This is a genomic window from Butyrivibrio sp. AE2005, assembly GCF_000686965.1.
Lineage (GTDB): Bacteria > Bacillota > Clostridia > Lachnospirales > Lachnospiraceae > Butyrivibrio > Butyrivibrio hungatei_A.
In genome coordinates, this window is record NZ_KK366042.1 from 94,942 (window position 1) to 114,223 (window position 19,282).

General features: G+C 41.5%; 17 protein-coding genes. 13 read left to right on the top strand and 4 right to left on the bottom strand.

Annotation, left to right across the window (positions count from 1 at the left end; translation table 11 throughout):
• Positions 1-88: 88 nt before the first annotated feature.
• The 9 genes from DL92_RS0115310 (at position 89) to DL92_RS0115350 (ending at position 10,928) form a co-directional block, all read left to right on the top strand.
• Positions 89-727, top strand: coding sequence for an endonuclease III domain-containing protein (locus tag DL92_RS0115310; RefSeq protein ID WP_026654179.1), 639 nt, complete (start codon positions 89-91; stop codon positions 725-727).
• A gap of 157 nt (positions 728-884) precedes the next feature.
• Positions 885-2,840: a fructose-bisphosphatase class III gene (locus DL92_RS0115315; RefSeq protein ID WP_026668206.1), complete on the top strand. Its 1,956-nt coding sequence runs from the start codon at positions 885-887 to the stop codon at positions 2,838-2,840.
• A 135-nt stretch (positions 2,841-2,975) separates the two neighbouring features.
• Positions 2,976-3,173: a hypothetical protein gene (locus DL92_RS0115320; protein ID WP_185750358.1), complete on the top strand. Its 198-nt coding sequence runs from the start codon at positions 2,976-2,978 to the stop codon at positions 3,171-3,173.
• Positions 3,174-3,382: 209 nt separating this feature from the next.
• Positions 3,383-3,682 (top strand): hypothetical protein, encoded by a 300-nt coding sequence (locus DL92_RS0115325; protein WP_026654182.1) that lies wholly within the window; start codon positions 3,383-3,385, stop codon positions 3,680-3,682.
• 17 nt (positions 3,683-3,699) lie between these two features.
• Positions 3,700-4,182, top strand: coding sequence for a flavodoxin (locus DL92_RS0115330; protein ID WP_026654183.1), 483 nt, complete (start codon positions 3,700-3,702; stop codon positions 4,180-4,182).
• A 146-nt stretch (positions 4,183-4,328) separates the two neighbouring features.
• On the top strand, positions 4,329-5,489 hold the full coding sequence (locus DL92_RS0115335) for a hypothetical protein (RefSeq protein ID WP_026668207.1): 1,161 nt from the start codon (positions 4,329-4,331) through the stop codon (positions 5,487-5,489).
• A 372-nt stretch (positions 5,490-5,861) separates the two neighbouring features.
• The gene (gene leuS / locus DL92_RS0115340) at positions 5,862-8,282 is read left to right on the top strand and encodes a leucine--tRNA ligase (protein ID WP_026668208.1); all 2,421 of its coding nucleotides are present in this window, start codon (positions 5,862-5,864) and stop codon (positions 8,280-8,282) included.
• 220 nt (positions 8,283-8,502) lie between these two features.
• Positions 8,503-10,146, top strand: coding sequence for a sensor domain-containing phosphodiesterase (locus tag DL92_RS0115345; protein WP_026654187.1), 1,644 nt, complete (start codon positions 8,503-8,505; stop codon positions 10,144-10,146).
• Between the two features lie 44 nt (positions 10,147-10,190).
• The gene (locus DL92_RS0115350; RefSeq protein ID WP_026668209.1) at positions 10,191-10,928 is read left to right on the top strand and encodes a hypothetical protein; all 738 of its coding nucleotides are present in this window, start codon (positions 10,191-10,193) and stop codon (positions 10,926-10,928) included.
• A gap of 60 nt (positions 10,929-10,988) precedes the next feature.
• On the opposite strand, the gene DL92_RS0115355 is transcribed toward DL92_RS0115350, so the two are convergent.
• A complete protein-coding gene (locus tag DL92_RS0115355; RefSeq protein WP_026654189.1) occupies positions 10,989-11,234 on the bottom strand; it encodes a hypothetical protein in 246 nt (81 codons plus the stop codon).
• Positions 11,235-11,580: 346 nt separating this feature from the next.
• Between DL92_RS0115355 and DL92_RS19665 the strand changes: the two genes are divergently transcribed.
• Both DL92_RS19665 and DL92_RS0115365 read left to right on the top strand, forming a co-directional pair.
• Entirely contained in the window at positions 11,581-12,423 is an 843-nt protein-coding gene (locus DL92_RS19665; RefSeq protein WP_034461891.1) for a DUF3737 family protein, read from the top strand.
• On the top strand, positions 12,396-13,256 hold the full coding sequence (locus DL92_RS0115365) for a patatin-like phospholipase family protein (protein WP_242845872.1): 861 nt from the start codon (positions 12,396-12,398) through the stop codon (positions 13,254-13,256). Before DL92_RS19665 ends, DL92_RS0115365 begins: the two co-directional genes overlap by 28 nt.
• Here DL92_RS0115365 and DL92_RS0115370 read toward each other — a convergent pair.
• The 3 genes from DL92_RS0115370 to DL92_RS0115380 are packed head-to-tail and all read right to left on the bottom strand — an operon-like array spanning position 13,232 to position 16,620.
• Entirely contained in the window at positions 13,232-14,494 is a 1,263-nt protein-coding gene (locus DL92_RS0115370; protein ID WP_026668211.1) for a substrate-binding domain-containing protein, read from the bottom strand. The genes DL92_RS0115365 and DL92_RS0115370 overlap by 25 nt on opposite strands.
• A gap of 12 nt (positions 14,495-14,506) precedes the next feature.
• Positions 14,507-15,439 carry an HD-GYP domain-containing protein gene (locus tag DL92_RS20500; protein ID WP_051625386.1) on the bottom strand — a complete coding sequence of 311 codons (933 nt, stop codon included), beginning with the start codon at positions 15,437-15,439 and terminating at the stop codon, positions 14,507-14,509.
• A 32-nt stretch (positions 15,440-15,471) separates the two neighbouring features.
• A complete protein-coding gene (locus DL92_RS0115380) occupies positions 15,472-16,620 on the bottom strand; it encodes a GGDEF domain-containing protein (protein WP_026668212.1) in 1,149 nt (382 codons plus the stop codon).
• An 880-nt stretch (positions 16,621-17,500) separates the two neighbouring features.
• On the opposite strand from DL92_RS0115380, the gene DL92_RS0115390 reads away from it, so the two are divergent.
• Together DL92_RS0115390 and DL92_RS0115395 are read left to right on the top strand one after the other, a co-directional pair.
• A complete protein-coding gene (locus tag DL92_RS0115390) occupies positions 17,501-18,553 on the top strand; it encodes a leucine-rich repeat domain-containing protein (RefSeq protein ID WP_026654194.1) in 1,053 nt (350 codons plus the stop codon).
• A 181-nt stretch (positions 18,554-18,734) separates the two neighbouring features.
• A complete protein-coding gene (locus DL92_RS0115395; protein WP_026654195.1) occupies positions 18,735-19,055 on the top strand; it encodes a GIY-YIG nuclease family protein in 321 nt (106 codons plus the stop codon).
• Positions 19,056-19,282 lie beyond the last annotated feature (227 nt).

Genomic DNA, 19,282 nt, shown 5'->3' on the forward strand with positions numbered 1-19,282 from the left:
TGGTAGTATATAATATATTTGATGCGGGTGTCAAAAGTAAAATTTTGACATTGAAAAAATATGTCAAAAGCGTGATAATGAGTAAACTATGACAAAGAAAAAGCTTGCTCTCGAGGTAATCGAGAGGTTGAAAAAAGAATATCCCGAGGCAAAATGTACTCTTGCCTACGATAAGGCCTGGCAGCTTCTGATAAGTGTGAGGCTTGCTGCGCAGTGCACGGATGCAAGAGTAGACATGATCACGCCTCTTTTATATGAAAAATATCCGACGGTCAAGGCTCTTGCCGAGGCTCCCGTGGAGGAGATTGAAAAGATAATCCGACCGTGCGGACTCGGTAATTCCAAAGCAAGAGACATTTCTGCATGCATGAAAGTCATTAACGAAAAGTATGGCGGCAATGTTCCCGATAACATGAAAGAACTCCTGGCGCTTCCCGGTGTCGGCAGAAAGAGCGCAAACCTTATAATGGGAGATGTTTTCGGTCAGCCCGCTATCGTCACAGACACACATTGCATCAGGCTTTCTAACCTCATCGGTCTTGTCGACAACATAAAAGAACCCGCCAAAGTCGAAAAAGAACTTTGGAAGATTATTCCACCCGAAGAAGGCAACGATCTTTGCCATCGCTTTGTACTTCACGGCAGAGCAGTCTGCATCGCCAGAAGACCCGAATGTGACAGATGTTGCCTGAAAGATATATGCAAAACGGGAAAAAAGGCAATCTGATAAATAAGAGTATTCTAAGAAATAAGAGTACGCTAATAAAGAAGCGCACTTACGTGACAGAAGTATAAACTTGATTCTACTCAAGTTCTCTTTTTATACAATATGATAAATTATTGGTGGATTGGAACGTTATACACATGAATCCAAAGGAGAGAGAATGAGAGATATCGAATATCTTAAGCTTCTCAGCAAGGAGTTTCCCACTTCAAGGAAAGCCGGTGCTGAGATTATCAATTTGCGGGCAATCTGCGCACTCCCAAAGGGGACTGAATATTTCTTTTCGGATATTCATGGGGAGTATGAGAGTTTCTCGCATCTTTTACGAAGTTCATCAGGTATTATAAGAGCCAAGATAGAAGAGACTTTCGGAAATATGATGTCCGAAGAGGATCAGCTTGAGCTTGCAAATCTGATCTACTACCCGAATGAAACAATTGAAAAAAAGAGACATGATGAAAATGCCACAATAAAGCAGCTTCACGACGGACAGAAGATTACGATAAACAGACTTGTTGCAATATGCAAAGTCGTAAGCTCCAAATACACAAGATCCAAGGTGAGAAAAAAGATGCCGCCCGATTACGCATATGCCATTGATGAGCTGATGCATCTTGATATGAACGATTTCAATAAAAAGGCCTACTACAACGAGATCATAAACGGAATAATCGAGATCGAGTCGGCGGATGAATTCATCATCGCACTCTGCGAGCTGATTCAGAACCTCACGATCGATTCGCTTCATATAATAGGAGATATTTTTGACCGTGGTCCAAGGCCTGACCTTGTAATGGAAGAGATCATGAATTTCCACGACGTCGACATTCAGTGGGGAAATCATGATATCGACTGGATGGGCGCTGCATGCGGAAATACGGCGTGTATCGCAAATGTCTTGCGAATAGGAACAAGCTATAACTCTTTTGATGCCCTTGAAGACGGCTACGGAATAAACTTAAGACCGCTTTCCATGTTTGCTGCCGAAGTTTACGGAGACGATCCGTGTGAAAATTTTAGGCCGCATCTGCTTGATAAGACGGAGTATGATTCCGTGAATCCCGATCTTGCCGCGAAGATGTGCAAGGCAATAAGCATCATCCAGTTAAAGCTTGAAGGCAGTCTTATAAAGCGCCATCCTGAATATGGACTTGAAGACAGGCTTCTTCTTGACAGGATCGATTTTGAAAACGGAGAAGTGGATATTCGGGGAAAAAAATATAAATTGAGCGATACGAATTTTCCCACGGTTGACACAAAGGCACCTTTCAAGCTTTCGCCCGAAGAAGAGGAGCTGATGCATACATTGAAACTTAGTTTTATGCACTCGAAGCTTCTTAGGAAACATGTGCAGTTTCTTTATTCTCACGGCGCGATGTACAGGTCGATAAACAATAACCTTCTCTATCACGGTTGTATTCCGATGGACGAAGAGGGGAACTTTGCCTGCATGACGACATCCGACGGAAGCTTTTGCGGCAAGGAGCTTATGGACTACCTTAATACCAAGATCCATGACGCTTTTTTCCTTGATATAAGAGATGACAGGGAGAAAAAACAGGATGCGGTCGATCTGATGTGGTATCTGTGGTGCGGGCCGAACTCGCCTCTTTTTGGAAAGGACAAGATAACTACGTTTGAACATCTTTTCCTCAAAGATAACAAGGAATTGTGCGTTGAGAAATATAATCCGTATTACAAATTCTCAGCGGAGGAGCTCTACGCGGACAAAATCCTTAAGGAATTCGGGTTAAATCCCGAGGGGGCGCACATAATAAACGGTCATGTTCCTGTTAAGACCATGAAGGGAGAGAGGCCCGTCAAAGCGAACGGAAAGCTCTATATTATTGACGGAGGACTTTCCAAAGCATATCACGAACAGACGGGGATAGCCGGATATACGCTTATATACAACTCCAATCATCTTGCACTTGCGGCGCATAAGCCTTTTGTAAGAGGGCAGGAGAATACGCCTTCAATTCAGATAACGGAAACAACCAAAAAGCGCATTCTTGTAAAAGATACGGATATCGGGAAAACTTTGATAAGACAGATAGAGGATCTTAAAGATCTGCTTGCGGCATATGAAAGCGGACTGATAAGGGAAAACAGATAAGTAAGACAGTACATTATGTAGTTTATAAAAAAGTTATTTGACGTTTTTTGTCACTTTGATTAAAATAACTATAACCTAGGAAGTATGTGCTAATTTAATGTGGGATTACAGAATACGAAGGGAAAAGGGTCTGATATGGATACTAACGGACTTAGTGCTGAACAGCAGGCTTTATTGGCCAGTATAATGGGTAAATCCTCACAGGCAGGAGGAGGCGGATTTAATCCTTCGACGCCGGCATCGGCGGGAGGAGCGGCACCGTTACCTGCGGATAATGGCAAGATGCTCAGTCAGGCAGAAATAGACGCCCTGATTGCATCAATGGGTAAGTGAGGATACGAAGAGAGTAATTTATAGAGGGTTTTTATTTGTTTTTTTTGCGTCGACACATATGTGTCGGCGTTTTTTTGCGCTTAATGGGTTTAAGAATCGCAGAAAATATATTATCATTATATTGTGAATAATTAATTGTTTATCAGAGCATTAAATTCACGAGGCCTTTGTTTCTTATCGGATAGCCTAAATGTCTGGAGGGGAATAACATGTATATTGCGATGCAGTGCAGTGACAGCAACGGGACACTAAATACGGAAGTTTGTACCTTCTGCGGAATAAGATATGACACCAGGTATAAATCGGCGGTCATTTCCACGGAACATATCAATCATGACTATGTTATCCCGATGGAAGCAAAAGATTATGAGAACGCTGTAAAGCAGATAATGGACGCGCTTAAGAACCATGCGGATATTATAAACATTGAGCAAGGCATTGTTTGCCGCGGAAGAAAAGGGGAATCAAGACACGTTGAACCACAAAAGCTGGTGATAGTGCAGATATGACAACGAGGAGGAATACAATGGATAAAAAAGTATTGGTGGCTTATTTTTCTGCCAGCGGAGTTACTGCGAAAGTTGCAAAAGAGCTTGCTTCTTCTATAGGAGCTGACATTTACGAGATTGTTCCGAAAGAGAAATATACATCGGAAGATCTTAATTGGCAGGATGAAAAATCGCGAAGCAGTATAGAAATGAAAGATGTCGCGTCGCGTCCCGAGATTGCGGATAATTCTGCAAATGTGGACACGGCAGATGTAATTTTCATCGGATTTCCCATCTGGTGGTATACAGCACCACACATCATAAACAGTTTCCTTGAATCCTATGATTTTGCAGGTAAACATGTAGTTCTCTTCGCAACATCGGGTGGAACCGACATAGAGAAGAGTGTAAAAGACCTCCAGAATACCTACACTCGAATCCGCTTCGACGGAGGTAAAAAGATAAGCGTCGGAACTCCCGCAGACGAGCTTAAAGCTTGGGCAGGAAAATACGTATCGTGAAATATTGAAGGATGTAGTCATCGTTCCGGCTACATCTTTTTTTGCGCTTTTATACAAAAATTTTTCACAGATAAGAATATTTTCATATGCTATCATTCATAATGAAAAGATTTAACAGGGAGATATAGGAGAAAGAAGGAAAAGGTATGAAGAAAAGAGGTTTATTGTTACTGCTTGTAAGTGCGGTCCTGACAGGGTGTCAGCCGGCGGATGTAAGCTCGATAATTGGGGATGTATTGGATAAAGAAGAGACTGTGGAAGCAGATGATGCTGCAGAGGCTGCTACCGATGCGGGCACAAGTGATGAAAACGGTGCCGGACAGAGCAATTCTGCGGCAAGTGATGAAGATTACGGAGTGTACGAAGATCTGATCTCCAAGATTAAAGAAGGTCTTGAAAAGGGAGATTTAAAGCTGAGTGAGTTTGATCTTTCAGAAAAAACAGTTTTACCTTATGTGCCTGAAACAAGTGAAGATTATAAGGATAATGAAGATAACGATGTTTATGGCTATCTTACAAAAGATCTGGATGGTGACGGTACAAAAGAGCTCATTCTCGGAGCAAATTCATATATAGCTGGAACAAAGGTTCCGCTTGGAAGCTATGATTCGGTCATCTATGACATATTTACGCTTAAAGACGGAAATTTGGTTCATGTGCTAAAAGCTAATAAAGATGAAAGGTACTTTTTTGCCGCAGACGGAGAAATCTTCAAAGAACAGGGAGGAGAAAATGTAACTTTCCCTATATGCGTTGTCGGAACCTTTTACAAATTTGCAGGAGATAAACTTGATATTGTTGACGGCATCAGATGTGAATTTGATAAAGAAACCGAAGAGGATATATTTTATTATTCGACACAAGATCCGTACAAAGACAGTTCAAACGAGGTTTCCTTTGAAAAGATTGATGAGATCATTGATAAGAGATGCAATGAATTTGTAGAATTCACAAAGTTTGTTGATCCTGCGGAGCCTGCAAAGAAAGCTACGGTGTACACTCGGACTATGAGTGATGGCTTTAGGTATTCTGAGCTGAATTGTTGGGTGGATCGGTATAAGGCATATATTAAATTTTATGATGACAATACCGGTGAGCTGGATTTGAAATACAACGGCGAAGGCGGATATTACAAATTTACATATGACGATAATAAAATCCATGTTACCGGTTGGATTAATAATCCCGATGCAGGGGTCGGTGACAAGATAGACGGAATAGAATATGAATACAAGATTGAAGGAAATACGCTCAAGTTTAAAGATGAAGAGGGCGAGTGGTCGGACTTTGTCAAAGAAGAGAATTAAGCTTGCTTTTGCAACGTTGCTATTTACGAACGCCAATCACCTGTGAAAAAATATTTCTCCGTTAAGAAAGGAAAAATCATGTACCGGTTGCGGAGGCGTATATATGCAATATTTTGCGACTTTTTGTGCCACGGAAATGAGACCAAGTAATCGTGAGTGCCTTTGCACGATCGATTACTGCTTTGGGCTCATTGGAGTGTCAGGCACAACATGAGCAAAAATTGCATATATACGCCGTAGCAATCGGTACATGATTTTTTCCCCGTTTATTTGACATCCGTTTTGCTTGTGGTAAAATTTTGTAGATAGTCTATGCTTTTTATTCATATTAATTGCATAGTTTGAATAGTTATATTGGAGGAGTAATATCTCATGTCAGAAGTATACAATCATCATGTAGTTGAAAAGAAGTGGCAGCAGGTCTGGGACGACGAGAAGGCTTTCGCTGCAACAAATGACTTCACAAAGCCTAAGTACTATGCGCTTGTAGAATTTCCTTATCCTTCGGGACAGGGACTTCACGTAGGACATCCGCGTCCTTATACAGCGCTTGACATTGTAGCGAGAAAGCGCAGAATGCAGGGATATAACGTACTATATCCTATGGGCTGGGATGCGTTCGGACTTCCTACAGAGAATTATGCCATTAAGAATCATATTCATCCCAAGATCGTTACAGAGAATAACGTAAAGAGATTCAAAGAGCAGCTTCATTCACTCGGATACTCTTTTGACTGGGACAGAGAGATAAATACAACAGATCCTAAGTACTATCATTGGACACAGTGGATCTTCAGAAAGCTTTTCGAAGAAGGACTTGCTTACAAGAAGGAGATGCCTATCAACTGGTGTACTTCATGTAAGGTTGGTCTTGCAAACGAAGAAGTTGTTAACGGTGTCTGCGAGCGTTGCGGATCACCCGTTGTTCGTAAGGTAAAGAGCGAGTGGATGCTCAAAATCACTGAATATGCAGATAAGCTCATCGACGGACTTGATACTGTTGATTATATCGAGAGAGTTAAGGTTTCACAGAAGAACTGGATCGGACGTTCAACAGGTGCCGAGGTTGATTTTGCGATAAAAGATACCGAGGACAAGCTTACAGTATATACAACAAGATGCGATACACTCTTCGGAGCTACTTATATGGTAGTTTCACCCGAGCATCCTTATCTTGATAAGTACAAGGACAAGATCGCAAACTTCGACGCAATCCTTGCTTACCGTGAGGAAGCTGCAAAGAAGTCTGACTTCGAGCGTTCTGAGCTTGCCAAGGATAAGACAGGTGTGCAGGTTGAAGGTATCGTTGCCGTTAATCCCGTTAATGGAAAAGAGATTCCTATCTGGGTTTCAGATTACGTACTCATGAGCTACGGAACAGGTGCTATCATGGCGGTTCCTGCACATGATGACAGAGACTGGGAATTTGCAAAGAAATATGATCTTCCTATCATTCAGGTTGTTGCAAAGGATGGCGAGGAAGTTGATGTTAACGCTGCTGCATTTACAGACGTTGCAACAGGAGTACTTGTTAATTCAGGATTCCTCAACGGCCTTTCTGTAGCAGATGCCAAGGCTAAGATGATCGAGTTCCTTGAGGAAAAGAAGATCGGTCATGCCAAGGTTAATTATAAGCTTCGTGACTGGGTATTTTCACGTCAGAGATATTGGGGTGAGCCTATCCCTGTAGTTCACTGTGAGAAGTGCGGATATGTATCTATACCTGAATCTGAGCTTCCTCTTCTTCTTCCCGAAGTAGAGAGCTACGAGCCTACAGATAACGGTGAGTCACCTCTTGCAGCTATGACAGACTGGGTAAATACAACATGTCCTTGCTGCGGCGGCCCCGCTAAGAGAGAGACAGATACAATGCCTCAGTGGGCAGGATCTTCATGGTACTTCTTAAGATACTGCGATCCTACAAACGACAACGAGCTTGCAAGCAAAGAAGCTCTTAAATACTGGATGCCTGTAGACTGGTATAACGGAGGAATGGAGCATACAACACTTCACCTTCTTTATTCAAGATTCTGGCACAAATTCCTCTACGATCAGGGCGTTGTTAACACTCCCGAGCCTTATCAGAAGAGAACTTCTCACGGAATGATCCTTGGTGAGAACGGCGAGAAGATGAGTAAGTCAAGAGGAAACGTTGTTAACCCTGACGATATCGTAAGAGATTACGGTGCAGATACACTTCGTACATATGAGATGTTCATCGGAGCATTCGACCTTGCAGCAAGTTGGTCAGAGGACGGAGTTAAGGGATGCCGCAGATTCCTTGACAGAGTATGGAAGCTTCAGGATATCATGACTGAGGAAGAGGGTTATTCAAAAGATCTTGAGACAAAGATGCACCAGACAATCCAAAAGGTTTCATTTGACTTTGAGAACCTTAAGTACAATACAGCTATCGCAGCAATGATGGCACTTATAAATGACTTCTACAAGAAGAATGCCGTAACAAAGGGTGAGTATAAGACTCTTATCACACTCCTTAACCCTGTTGCTCCTCACATCACTGAGGAAATCTGGCAGGCAATCGGATGTGAGGGCCGTCTGTATCAGCAGAGCTGGCCTGAATTTGACGAGGCTAAGACAGTTACTAACACTGTTGAGATCGCAGTTCAGATCAACGGCAAAGTAAAGGCAACTCTCAATATCAGCAAAGATGACCCTAAGGACGAAGTTATCGCAAAGGGTAAAGAGCTCATTGCTGACAAGCTTGAGGGCAAGACAATAGTAAAAGAGATTTATGTTCCGGGAAGAATTGTAAATATCGTTGTGAAGTAACTTCCGTAACTGAATAATTAAGAATAAAGAAGAAGCAGTAATTGAGGTGACCCCCAAAAGTTAGATTTTTGGTCTAACTTTTGGGGGTCGGTACAAAATGAACTGTTGCTTCTTTTTTTATGCAAGCGAAAAAATCTCTTAGATGATATAATGTTAATAGATGTGCCAAAAAACATTACACCAATTGGCATAAGATTATTGGAAAGAGGTAGAATGCGGGATGTCAGGAGGAGTGTACGATACAATCAATAGGATTTTCGATACCTTTGCGGTAACGTCGAGAAGCCGATATGTATATGTCTATGACATGGCAAAAAATATCTCGAGGTGGTCACTTAACGCAGTTGATTACTTCGGACTTACAAGCGAGTATATTTATAATGCATCGGCTGTATGGGAAAGCAAGATCCACCCTGATGACAGAGAAAAGTATAACGAGTATCTCAAGCAGGTTTTTGTCGGTGTTAAGCTTGATCCCAATTTTGAATACAGGGCAAGAAACAAAAACGGCGAGTATGTTGCGTGCTCATGCAGGGGTGTCGTAATAAAAGACTATGTCGGAAAGCCCTCTTTTTACGCATGTTCAATAACAAACAAAGGAATAATAAACAACAACGATCCGATAACTCTTTTGCCCAACCAGTATGAAATGCTGAATGACATGAGAAGTCTTAAGAATAATAAAAAGACCTATGCCGTTCTTATGATCAATTTCATCGACTTTGGTGATGTAAACAGGCGTTACGGATATATGACCGGTAACAGTGTGCTCAGGGCGCTTGCGACTAAGCTTGCGACGGACGGTGCACCGATAGGAAAGGCATACAGAGGCGAGGGAACGATCCTTGCGCTCATCAGCGAGAACATAGATCTTGAGCCGCTTAAAAGACTCTTTATGAGGCTTAAGACTTATTCAAGAGAAGGTATAATGGTCGAAGGAAAGCGTGTTGTCAATGAACTTGGCGGCGGCATAATAATCGCGACCGATTTTGATATAGACGAGCATTCGATTTATACGAGCGCGAAGTATGCGCTTAATTATTCCAAGACGCAGAAGCACGGAAATCTTATGGTTTTCCAGAACGATACGGCGGAAAGCAATAAGAGTAACATGGCTCTTGTAAATGAAGTAAGAAACAGCGTCATAAACGGATATCACGGCTTCTATCTTGAGTATCAGCCGATCTTTTCGGTTACCGACAATCAGCTTGTGGGAATGGAAGTGTTCGTAAGATGGGAAAAAGAACCTTTCGGCTCGGTTTCTCCATCGGAGTTCATCCCGTGGCTTGAACAGGACCCTGTTTTCTATGCGCTTGGAAACTGGATCCTTGAGACGGCGCTCGGAGAGGCGCTTGAGATAAAGAGAAGTCAAAAAGATTTTTACCTCAGCGTAAACCTTGCATTTATGCAGCTTGAAAGATCCGAGTTCAGAACAGTTCTTTTGGAAATCCTGCGAAGAACGGGATATCCGGCAACAGGCCTGTGCCTTGAACTTACAAACAGCAGCAGTCAGCTTGGAATGGAACATCTAAAGAGCCAGATTGAATTCCTTAAGTCATGCGGACTTAAGATAGGGCTTGATGCATCAGACTTTGCGGCAATGGACCTTGTAAGGCATCTGCCGATAGATCTTATCAATCTCGTTCCTTCAATGACGGGGGGAATGGAGAATAACATTACTACTAAGTACATGGTGGAAGCCGTTACTTCTTTTGCCCACAGACTTAATATAAGGACGTGTTTCACAGGCATAGAGGATGAGGAGACGCTTAAGATTGCCAAGCAATATCCCATTTCTGATATGATGGGATATTATTTCGGGCATCCGTGCAGGATAGAGGAGTTTAAGAGAGAGTACCTTTGACACAGGCGAAGTATAGTGAATTACGGAATTGAGAAAGGATTACGATGAGCAGAACCTTTCGTTATATTCAAAATGATGATGTTCTTAAGTCTTTCATAAAGTTTAGGGATACCATTCTGATTGAAAGACCGGTGGTTATTGCGCGTCACGGAGACTACAGCCTTACTATGACGAGAGTTTCCGACAATTCACTTAAGCTTACTATTGTTAATACGGAAAAGAAAAAGAAAGTTTTCAGCAGGACTTACGATGTAGATAAAACTACAGATGCGCTTGTTTCCAGAGGGACGAGGCATGCTTGCCAGAAGATGGCTGAGCTTAGCGATGAAGAAGTGGACAGAAAAAGACTCCAGATCTGGAAATGGTATGTCCTTGACTGGCAGGAAGAGAATATCGATAAGGATGGCGAGATACTGAAAGCGGAGATTACCTGGGAGGATTATGTCGATAAGACCAAGAACGACGTGCTTGATATCGAGGCTTTTCTCCACGGTGATTATCTGAACCTCGGAAATACGCTGATGCTTATAGAAAAGTATATGCCGGACGCCGGACATCGCGATATGTTCAGGAAATTCGCAATTGAAGACATTATGGAGATGACGAGCGAAGATACTAAGGATAAGTCGATCGCGGAGGCTGAAAACAGGGTTCAATCAGAAGAAGTCAAAAAGCACACTTATCAGTTTACGGTAAGTGTCGAAGCCACGGACAAAGAACACGCAAGACAGGCGCTGTTATTTTATCTTGCGGGAGATGAGAGAATAAAAGTACAAAAATAAAGCACCAACCTTTCATAATGAAAAAAAGATTGATGCTTTCTTTATTTGGAACTGAACTAATCACCTGATTTTAACGAACGCTAATGCTTTTTTCTCTGTATTGTTCTCCTTCCTGTGGATAAGCTCCGTTGTATGTACGGTGTACTCTGAAGTGTATTCTTCATCCGATACATTTCCGGCTCCCATCATATCGAGTGCTTTGAATTTGCCGTAGGAAAGGTTCTGCTCTTTTGCCTTAATTGCATCTGCCATGATCTCGATGCAACTTTGGCTGATGTTATTCTTGGCCTTAGCTGAACGTCTCATTTTTTTTCCTCCTCGTCTCATAAGAAATATTCAATTCATAAGAAATAAAATTACTAAATGATTTGCTTGTAAATTAATAGGCCCCTCAACCTATTGTGGTTTTGATACAAGATTTCATTCAATGAATACATTATATACTATTTATCATAGAAATAATAGTGATATTTAGCCACTTTAACCCGTTAAAATATAAAAATTTTATGAAATTATCTTTCTTTTTCACATAAGGAAAACGACGCTTACACAAATTAGAGTGTTTTTGCACCTGCTTGCATTTAATTTTAAATTGTGTACAATATAATATGATTCGAAGTTGTTTTATTTTTTGGTTGATTATGAGGTTTATATGAAGAATATTGTAGAGAACAAGCAGTTTGATGAGGAGAGAGCTCTTTATAATCTCACTGATGCAGAGGTTAGGAATTGTAGATTCGAAGGACCTGCAGACGGCGAGTCTGCGCTTAAAGAGGCAAGGGATATAAAGGTGGAAGAGTGCAGTTTTTCCCTAAGGTATCCACTTTGGCACGTGACGAACTTTGAGATTGATAAGTCTTCTATGAATGAATTTACGAGGGCAGCTCTCTGGTACGATAAAAACGGAAAGATAAAGGATTCCAAGCTTGGCGGTATTAAGGCTCTTAGAGAGTGCAAGGATATAATCATCGAGAACAGCGATATTGTGTCTGAGGAGTTTGGATGGAAGTGTGACAACATCACGCTTAAAGATACGAAAGTTGAATCAATGTATCTGTTCCTTGACAGTAAGAACCTGAAACTTGATAATGTCGAGATGAAGGGCAAATACTCTTTTCAATATGTTGAAAACATGGAAATATCAAATTGCAACTTTGATACCAAGGATGCTTTTTGGCACACTAAGAACGTTACGGTAAGAGACAGCATCGTTAAGGGTGAGTACCTTGCATGGTATTCGGAAGGGCTTACACTTATTAACTGCAAGATAATAGGAACGCAGCCGCTTTGCTACTGCAAGGACCTTAAGCTTATCGATTGTACGATGGAAGGCTGCGATCTTTCTTTTGAATATTCGGATGTAGAAGCGAGTATAATAGGTAGCATAGATTCAGTCAAGAACCCGAGATCGGGCAAAATAACAGCAGATGCCGTCGGTGAGATCATCACGGAGGCACCTGTAATAGAATGCAGCGGAGAGGTTATCATAAGATGAAAAAAGGGCTTGTTTTGGAAGGCGGAGCAATGAGAGGCATGTTCACTTGCGGCGTGCTTGATGTTTTTCTGGAAGAGGGGATTGAATTTGACGGAGCCGTGGGAGTTTCCGCGGGAGCTACGTTTGGCTGTAATATCAAGTCAAAGCAGCACGGAAGAGCGCTCAGATATAATAAGAAATACTGCGCGGACAAAAGATATCACAGCATCTCATCTCTTTTGACAACAGGCGACATCTATAACGTAAAGTTTTGCTACGACGAACTTCCTTACAAGCTTGATAAATGGGACATTGGGACATTTAAGAATTCACCGATGGAGTTCTACTGCGTTGCAACGGACATAACAACCGGCAAGCCCGTATATCATAAGTGCCTTACCGGGGAAAAAGACGATATAATCTGGATACAGGCATCCGCTTCAATGCCGCTTGTATCAAGACCTGTAGACATAGCCGGTGGCAAATACTTAGACGGCGGAATATCAGATTCCATCCCGCTTAAATTTATGGAAGAGCAAGGCTACGATAACAACCTCGTCATTGAAACCCAGCCCGTTGACTACATCAAGAAGCCGCAATCATATATGCCGCTTGTCCGCTTTATGCTCCGCAAATACCCCAACATGATCAAAGCGATGGAAGAGCGCTACATCATGTATAACGAGGAGAAGAAGTATATCAGAGAAAAAGAGCTCGCCGGCGAGATTAAAGTCATCCGTCCCGACGCGCCCTTAAATATCAGTCCTGTCGAAAAAGACCCTGCACAGCTCCAGCGTGTCTATGACCTGGGCAGAGCCAAAGCTATAGCTTACTTGGAAAGCAGATCCATGTAAATATGTGCATTATCTGTCTTTATCATATTGATCGCAAACGCGTCATATTCTGACGGATTGCCCAGCTGCGAAGTAATGCTTGATTCGTCATATCCGTTGCCGATCACGATGGTAAGATCAAGATTGAGGGAGTAGGCGTACAGCTGCAGCAGCGGCTGGTACGTCTGGCTAAGGAAATCATCTTCGGTACTGTAGATGTTTAGCCACACCTTTTTTCTTGGATGCTCATCTTCATTAAGCTGGTGCGTTACTTCTTCATACGGCGCTCTCGGATCGAGGTGCGATATATAGTTTTCACTTGTAACGGCAAGGTTTAGTGCCAGGAAGGCGCGCTCCCTGTCGGCATAGTAATAGTCAGCATCGCGAAGAACGTTTCCGGCATCGTCTATCACACCGATTCCGGTGTTTACATCAACTCCGTCAAGACAATTTCTTAGAATGCGCAGCGTAAGGTATGCCTGAATTTCGGCTCTTTGGCTGATACTTCCGCAAAAGCCGTCCTTTATGGCAGCTACGCAGTCTCCGTTTGCATCATATCCAAATACGGGAACACCGTTACTGTGAGCCCATTTATCAAACATCTTAAGTCCCATTCCGTCGTTGTTGGAAATAATAACATCTATGCTGTCGCCAAACAGGCTTACCCATTCATCAATGGCAACGCCCGCAGCTTCCGCATTCCAGGTTGCGCCATCAGGAGATGCCATCTCTTTTGACGCAAGCTCTCTTATGATATAGTCTTTTCCCGCTATTGTGATGCTTCCGTCTGTTACGATCTTAGAACTTCCATCGAGGTTTAGTCCGACGGCATCGGGAATTATCACATCATCTTTTTTTACGGCAGTTCCGCAAGCTTTTCTTGCTCCGCGCGTTCTTGCGGCGGATATATTGTGCCCCGTATCGCCTATGGCAAGGACATAGCCGATGATTCCGTCACCGTTTCTGTCAAGCGAAGCATCGCGGCCCATTATGTATTTGATGATCATCTCGCCTTGCAGCGTTGCACCCTGCTCCATATCAACACCGACGTAGTATGTATTATTGTTAAAAGTTATGGCGTCGTAATCAATTTCGCCGGTCTCGCTGTTTGAAGGCTGTCTGTTAAACCAGACAACAGGCTTGTCCTTATTTGAGATATTCGCACCGGTCATCGAATTGCTTGCCGTTTCGGCGCAAGCGGAAGAAGTTACCATGCCGGCTAAGAGAAGCGGGATAATAATTTTTTTTCCAAAATTCATACGATCATCTCCTTACAGATTGTCTTCCCTGAAATCGTTTGCGAGGAAAAGAGCCATCTTATCTTTTACACTTCTGGTGCAACCCTCGACTTTTTCGCGCGGGATCGAGCAGAATATCTTGACGATTTCCTTATCAAGCTGCGAACCTGCAGCAATCTTCAAAGAACCGATAGCGTCGTCGTAGGATCTCGAGGGCTTGTAGGACCTTACCATGACTATCGCGGAATACGTGTCGGCAACTGCTATTATCCTCGATGCGAGAGGAATTTCGTTGCCTTTAAGTCCGTAGTAGCCGTTTCCGTCAATTCGCTCGTGATGGTACAAGATCCAGTCGGATATATTGTCAAAAGAGTGAATCTGCTTAAGTACCTGCACACCGATGTTTGTGTGCTTTTTTATAAGATCCCATTCGCCGCTTTCAAGTTTTCCCGGTTTGTTCAGGATCTTGCTCGGGATTCCGAGTTTTCCGACATCGAGGAAAAGAGCCGCATAGCGCAGATTCTCACATTGAATTGTCTTTTTATATTTGTACGGAAGGTAGTCATATATGAGCATGGCAATCTCCATAACGTGGATGGAGTGGCCGTCGAGGTTGGTGTCGCGCGCTTCGATCATTCCGATCAGGCTCTCTGCGATCTCCTTTGTCTTGGACTTCACATTTGTTATGACTATGAATATCCAATTGGTGAAAAGAAACATTATCAGGGACAGAATGACCACTACGATCCCGCTTAGGATATGGTCGCGGCTAATGAACATTGCAGCTACAAAGAAGAAGCATGTGGCTATGTAGAGACAATAGGAAGCATAGAGGATCACTTTTTTCTTCCCGTCAAATGTAGTAATGACATCTCTGTGAATGGTGAAAAAAGAGATACACTCCAGAGTGGTGTAGACCGCTATTATGATTCCACATAAAATAAGGGCTTTTACAACAATGATCATATCTGCACTCCTTATGGAAAAGAGGAAAAACTTCAGCCTACCGTGATGCGGTTTCTTCCCTGTTTTTTGGATTGGTAGAGAGCTTCGTCGGCACGCTTATAGATTGCATCCATGTCTTTGTCATTGCCCGTGACGGCGGTAACACCCAAAGAAGCGTTAATGCCGCTTAGTTCGCCAATCTGCACTGCATTTAGATTTGTAAGAATATATTGCAAAAGAGATATTACATTTTCCATGTTTTTCTGACCGCGTATGAGCATTATATACTCATCGCCGCCGAGTCTTCCTGCGATGCTGAATTTGTCGCGCACGGCTCTTTCTGTAAAAGACCATTTCTCAAACATATCAATATTCAAGGCTTCCACTATGGTGTGTGATGTCGTCTGGATTGCCTTGTCGCCCATCTGATGTCCGAGTTTGTCGTTTATCTCTTTGAACTTATCAAGATCCAGCAGACATACGGCGAGGAATTCATCGCGCCTTATCGGATCTTTTATGATCTGATCGGCTATCGCAAAAAAACGAGCTCTGTTAAGAAGATCCGTCAAAGTATCAAAACTTGAGCGTATCTCGAGGTCGCGCTGAATCTGAATATTTTTTTGAAGCGTATAGAACTGTGTCATTTTATTGTGCTGGAAGAAGTAATGCAGAATAAGCGAAAGAGCAAGGAAAACAATTATATTGTACATATCAAGTTCTGCGAGTGAATGAGGTTTGAACTTGAATGAAGTGTACAAAAAGACACTGCAATAGAAGATAAGAAGTACAGTAAATCTTATCATGGTATCGATATATGTAACGGAAAGAAGGACAACTATGACAAGATACATAGTTGCAGCAAGATAGGGCTGCGAGACCGATGAGAATATTCCGAAAACAATCAGGATAATTGAGCTTGCATGAACAAAGAATGTTGAGTACCTAGCACAGAATTTTTTGAGCACAATAAAAACGACCTCAAAAACCAGAGACAGGATCATAAACGAGTAATACATGTTGAAATTTCTTCTTGTCAGCCCAAACTCGTTCAAAAGACACAGGATCATAAAGGTGAGGGTCATCAAAAGAAGCCAGCTGTTAATAATTAACAGGTGCGTGTAATTTGTGTCATGTATGAGTTTTTTACAATCATCATAGCGATGCTTTTCGAATCCGTAGTAGTTTATCTTTTGCCAATACATAGTCAGACCTCATAGCCGGTATTGCCATCAAATTAACTATTTACAGTATAATTATACGCTATTTACAGAAAATGCGAAACAGGGAAAAGAATGAGGGGGCGGGAAGGTGGAGCATATCGGTTATAGCTTTAGCTTTAGCTGTAGGAGATGAATTGCTTTTGGGAGGAATGGATGTTTTACGGCCAAGATGTTGCTATCAAAATATTTAAGCTTAAGATTTTGTGGTTAAGATGTTGCGGAGAAGGAGAATTTGAACACGTTGTATGGTCTTAGAGAGTGTATTGGGGCTGTAGGACCATGCGTTTCATGAATTTGAAGTGGGTATGAGAGAGTTTTGTGGCTGAGGGTATGGTCCTAGAGAATGTATTGGGGCGATAGGACCATGCGTTTCATGATTTCACAGGGATTATGAGAGAATTTTGGAGCCGAGAGCATGACCCTAGAGAGAAGTATTTGGCGATAGGACCATGTATCATGCAAAATCACGGGCTCTGTAAGCGGTTTGCGCCCGAAAAAGCATGACCCCAGAGAGTGTTTTTTATTAATAGGACCATACATCACATAAAAATCACATTCAGTGCCCTTTTTCAAGGCGGTTATGTGATATTATTACATGTGTTATTTTACTATGTGAGGTTCCTACTATTTAATATACCGCCGAGATGCCGGCGAATGGGAAAGCTTTCTTACTACATTAGTTTGTAGAGGAAAGCTTTTTATATGTGGTCCCTTGGGGACGGGGGTAGTGGACCATTCTCATTAAGTGAGTGTAGATAAATGCACCGTAGTCGTTGAATATATTAGAAATGAGGAGCAGAATAGTATTAAAGAATTACCGGATACTGATTATTTTAATGGAACGCGAAAGTGAAAAGAACTGATGGAAAAGATTAAGAATACGATATTAAACAGGAAAAAAATCATATTCTCTATCATTGTAGTTCTGATAGCCATATTAGGATATAAGTTATTTTGTCTTTCACTTGTAGGAAAGATGTATTTGAACGGTGATTATCTGTTTAAGATTGAAAAAGATCATGCAGTGCTAAAAGAGTACACCGGTACTTCTGAGATAGTAAAGATACCAAAGAAGATAGCAGAAAAACCTGTTACAGAGATTTTCTATAATGCATTTAGCAGAAACCTCAATATCAGAGAAGTTGAATTTCCATCAACTATGCGAATTATAGATAACCATGCCTTTGATCAGTGTTCCAATCTTGAAAAAATAAAGTTTAACGGTTGTTTGGATGAAATAAGATACAGAGCATTCGGAGGCTGCGAAAAATTAACTGAATTAGAGTTCTTCCCCAATTCAAAAACCCAGGTTTTTCCTTGGGCATTTGAAAGTTGTTCCAATCTTAAAACGGTTAATGTAAATAACGCTCCGATTACTTTAGAGTGGTATGCTTTCGCTAGTTGCTTAAGGCTTTTAGAGATAGTTGGTGCGGATAATATGCGTGCGGATATTGGTTCTTTCTTTCATTCAGGACTGGAATTTACGGTGAAGCGGGAGAATGGATTTACATATTTTTCAAATTTTCTGCTGGGTTACACAGGAAATGAAAAGGATATATATATACCGGAAGGTATCAGATTTATAAGTTATAGATGTTTTGGATATCTGGATTATTATGACGTATCCGGTATTCATTTTCCAAAAGGTTTTACAACAAAGCGTTTTTTGCTTGAATTCAATAAGGATATGATAAAAAAGAATGGAAAGGTAAAGCTTTATTTTGCAAATACTGAGGCTTTTTTTGAAGATTATAAAGACAACACCGATGAGCTTTTCTTTCAACCTAATGCAAATGAAAATGATGAGTATATAAACTTTCTTATTGAGGATTGCATTATTGTAGGACCTGAAGATAGCGCCGCAGTTCAGTTCGCGAAGAATCATGGAATTGAATATACTATAGAGGAATCTTAGGAGTAACAATTTTATGCGAAAACCAAAAAGCTTTCCTGCTACATTGATATGTAGAGGAAAGCTTTTTATATGATATAATAGAAGGCAGTTATAGCTTGTTTTTTCAGTGATTTAGTAATTTTATATTTTAGATTTCAGTGCACCACAGCTTTAAAAACATCAAAAAAAGCGGAGCAACTACATGACTACTGCAGATCAGACGCAAGAAATTCTTTATGTAATCACGAATCACAAATTTCCAAGCGAAAATTACGGAAATGATGATTTTCTCAATAACTGGCCTATGCTCTATATTCTTGAGAATGGGAAAAAGATCTATATTGGTGAATCTACCAATGTTTCCGAAAGGATGAAGCAGCATTATAACAATCATGAGAAAAGAGAATTCAAACAAGTTCATTTTATCTATTCAGAAAGATTCAATCAGTCTGCGACATTTCATGTGGTCCTTTTGGGGACGGGGTTAGTGGATCATTTTGAAAAGTTTTACTTTTCAAAATGATGTGCTATACTTCTTTTTGTTGTAACTAAGAATTTTCAATTGCTCGCAATGAGCAGAAAGGAGGACAATCATGAGATACATGACAATTTTTGGAACTAATAACGTAATTGACAGAGGCATGTTTGTCCGCCGTCTTTTTCCTGATTATTCAATCAGACTATTCACGGATAAATAACAGAGCAGGACAAGTGTAGCCTCTGATGTATCGGAGGTTTTATTTTGATACT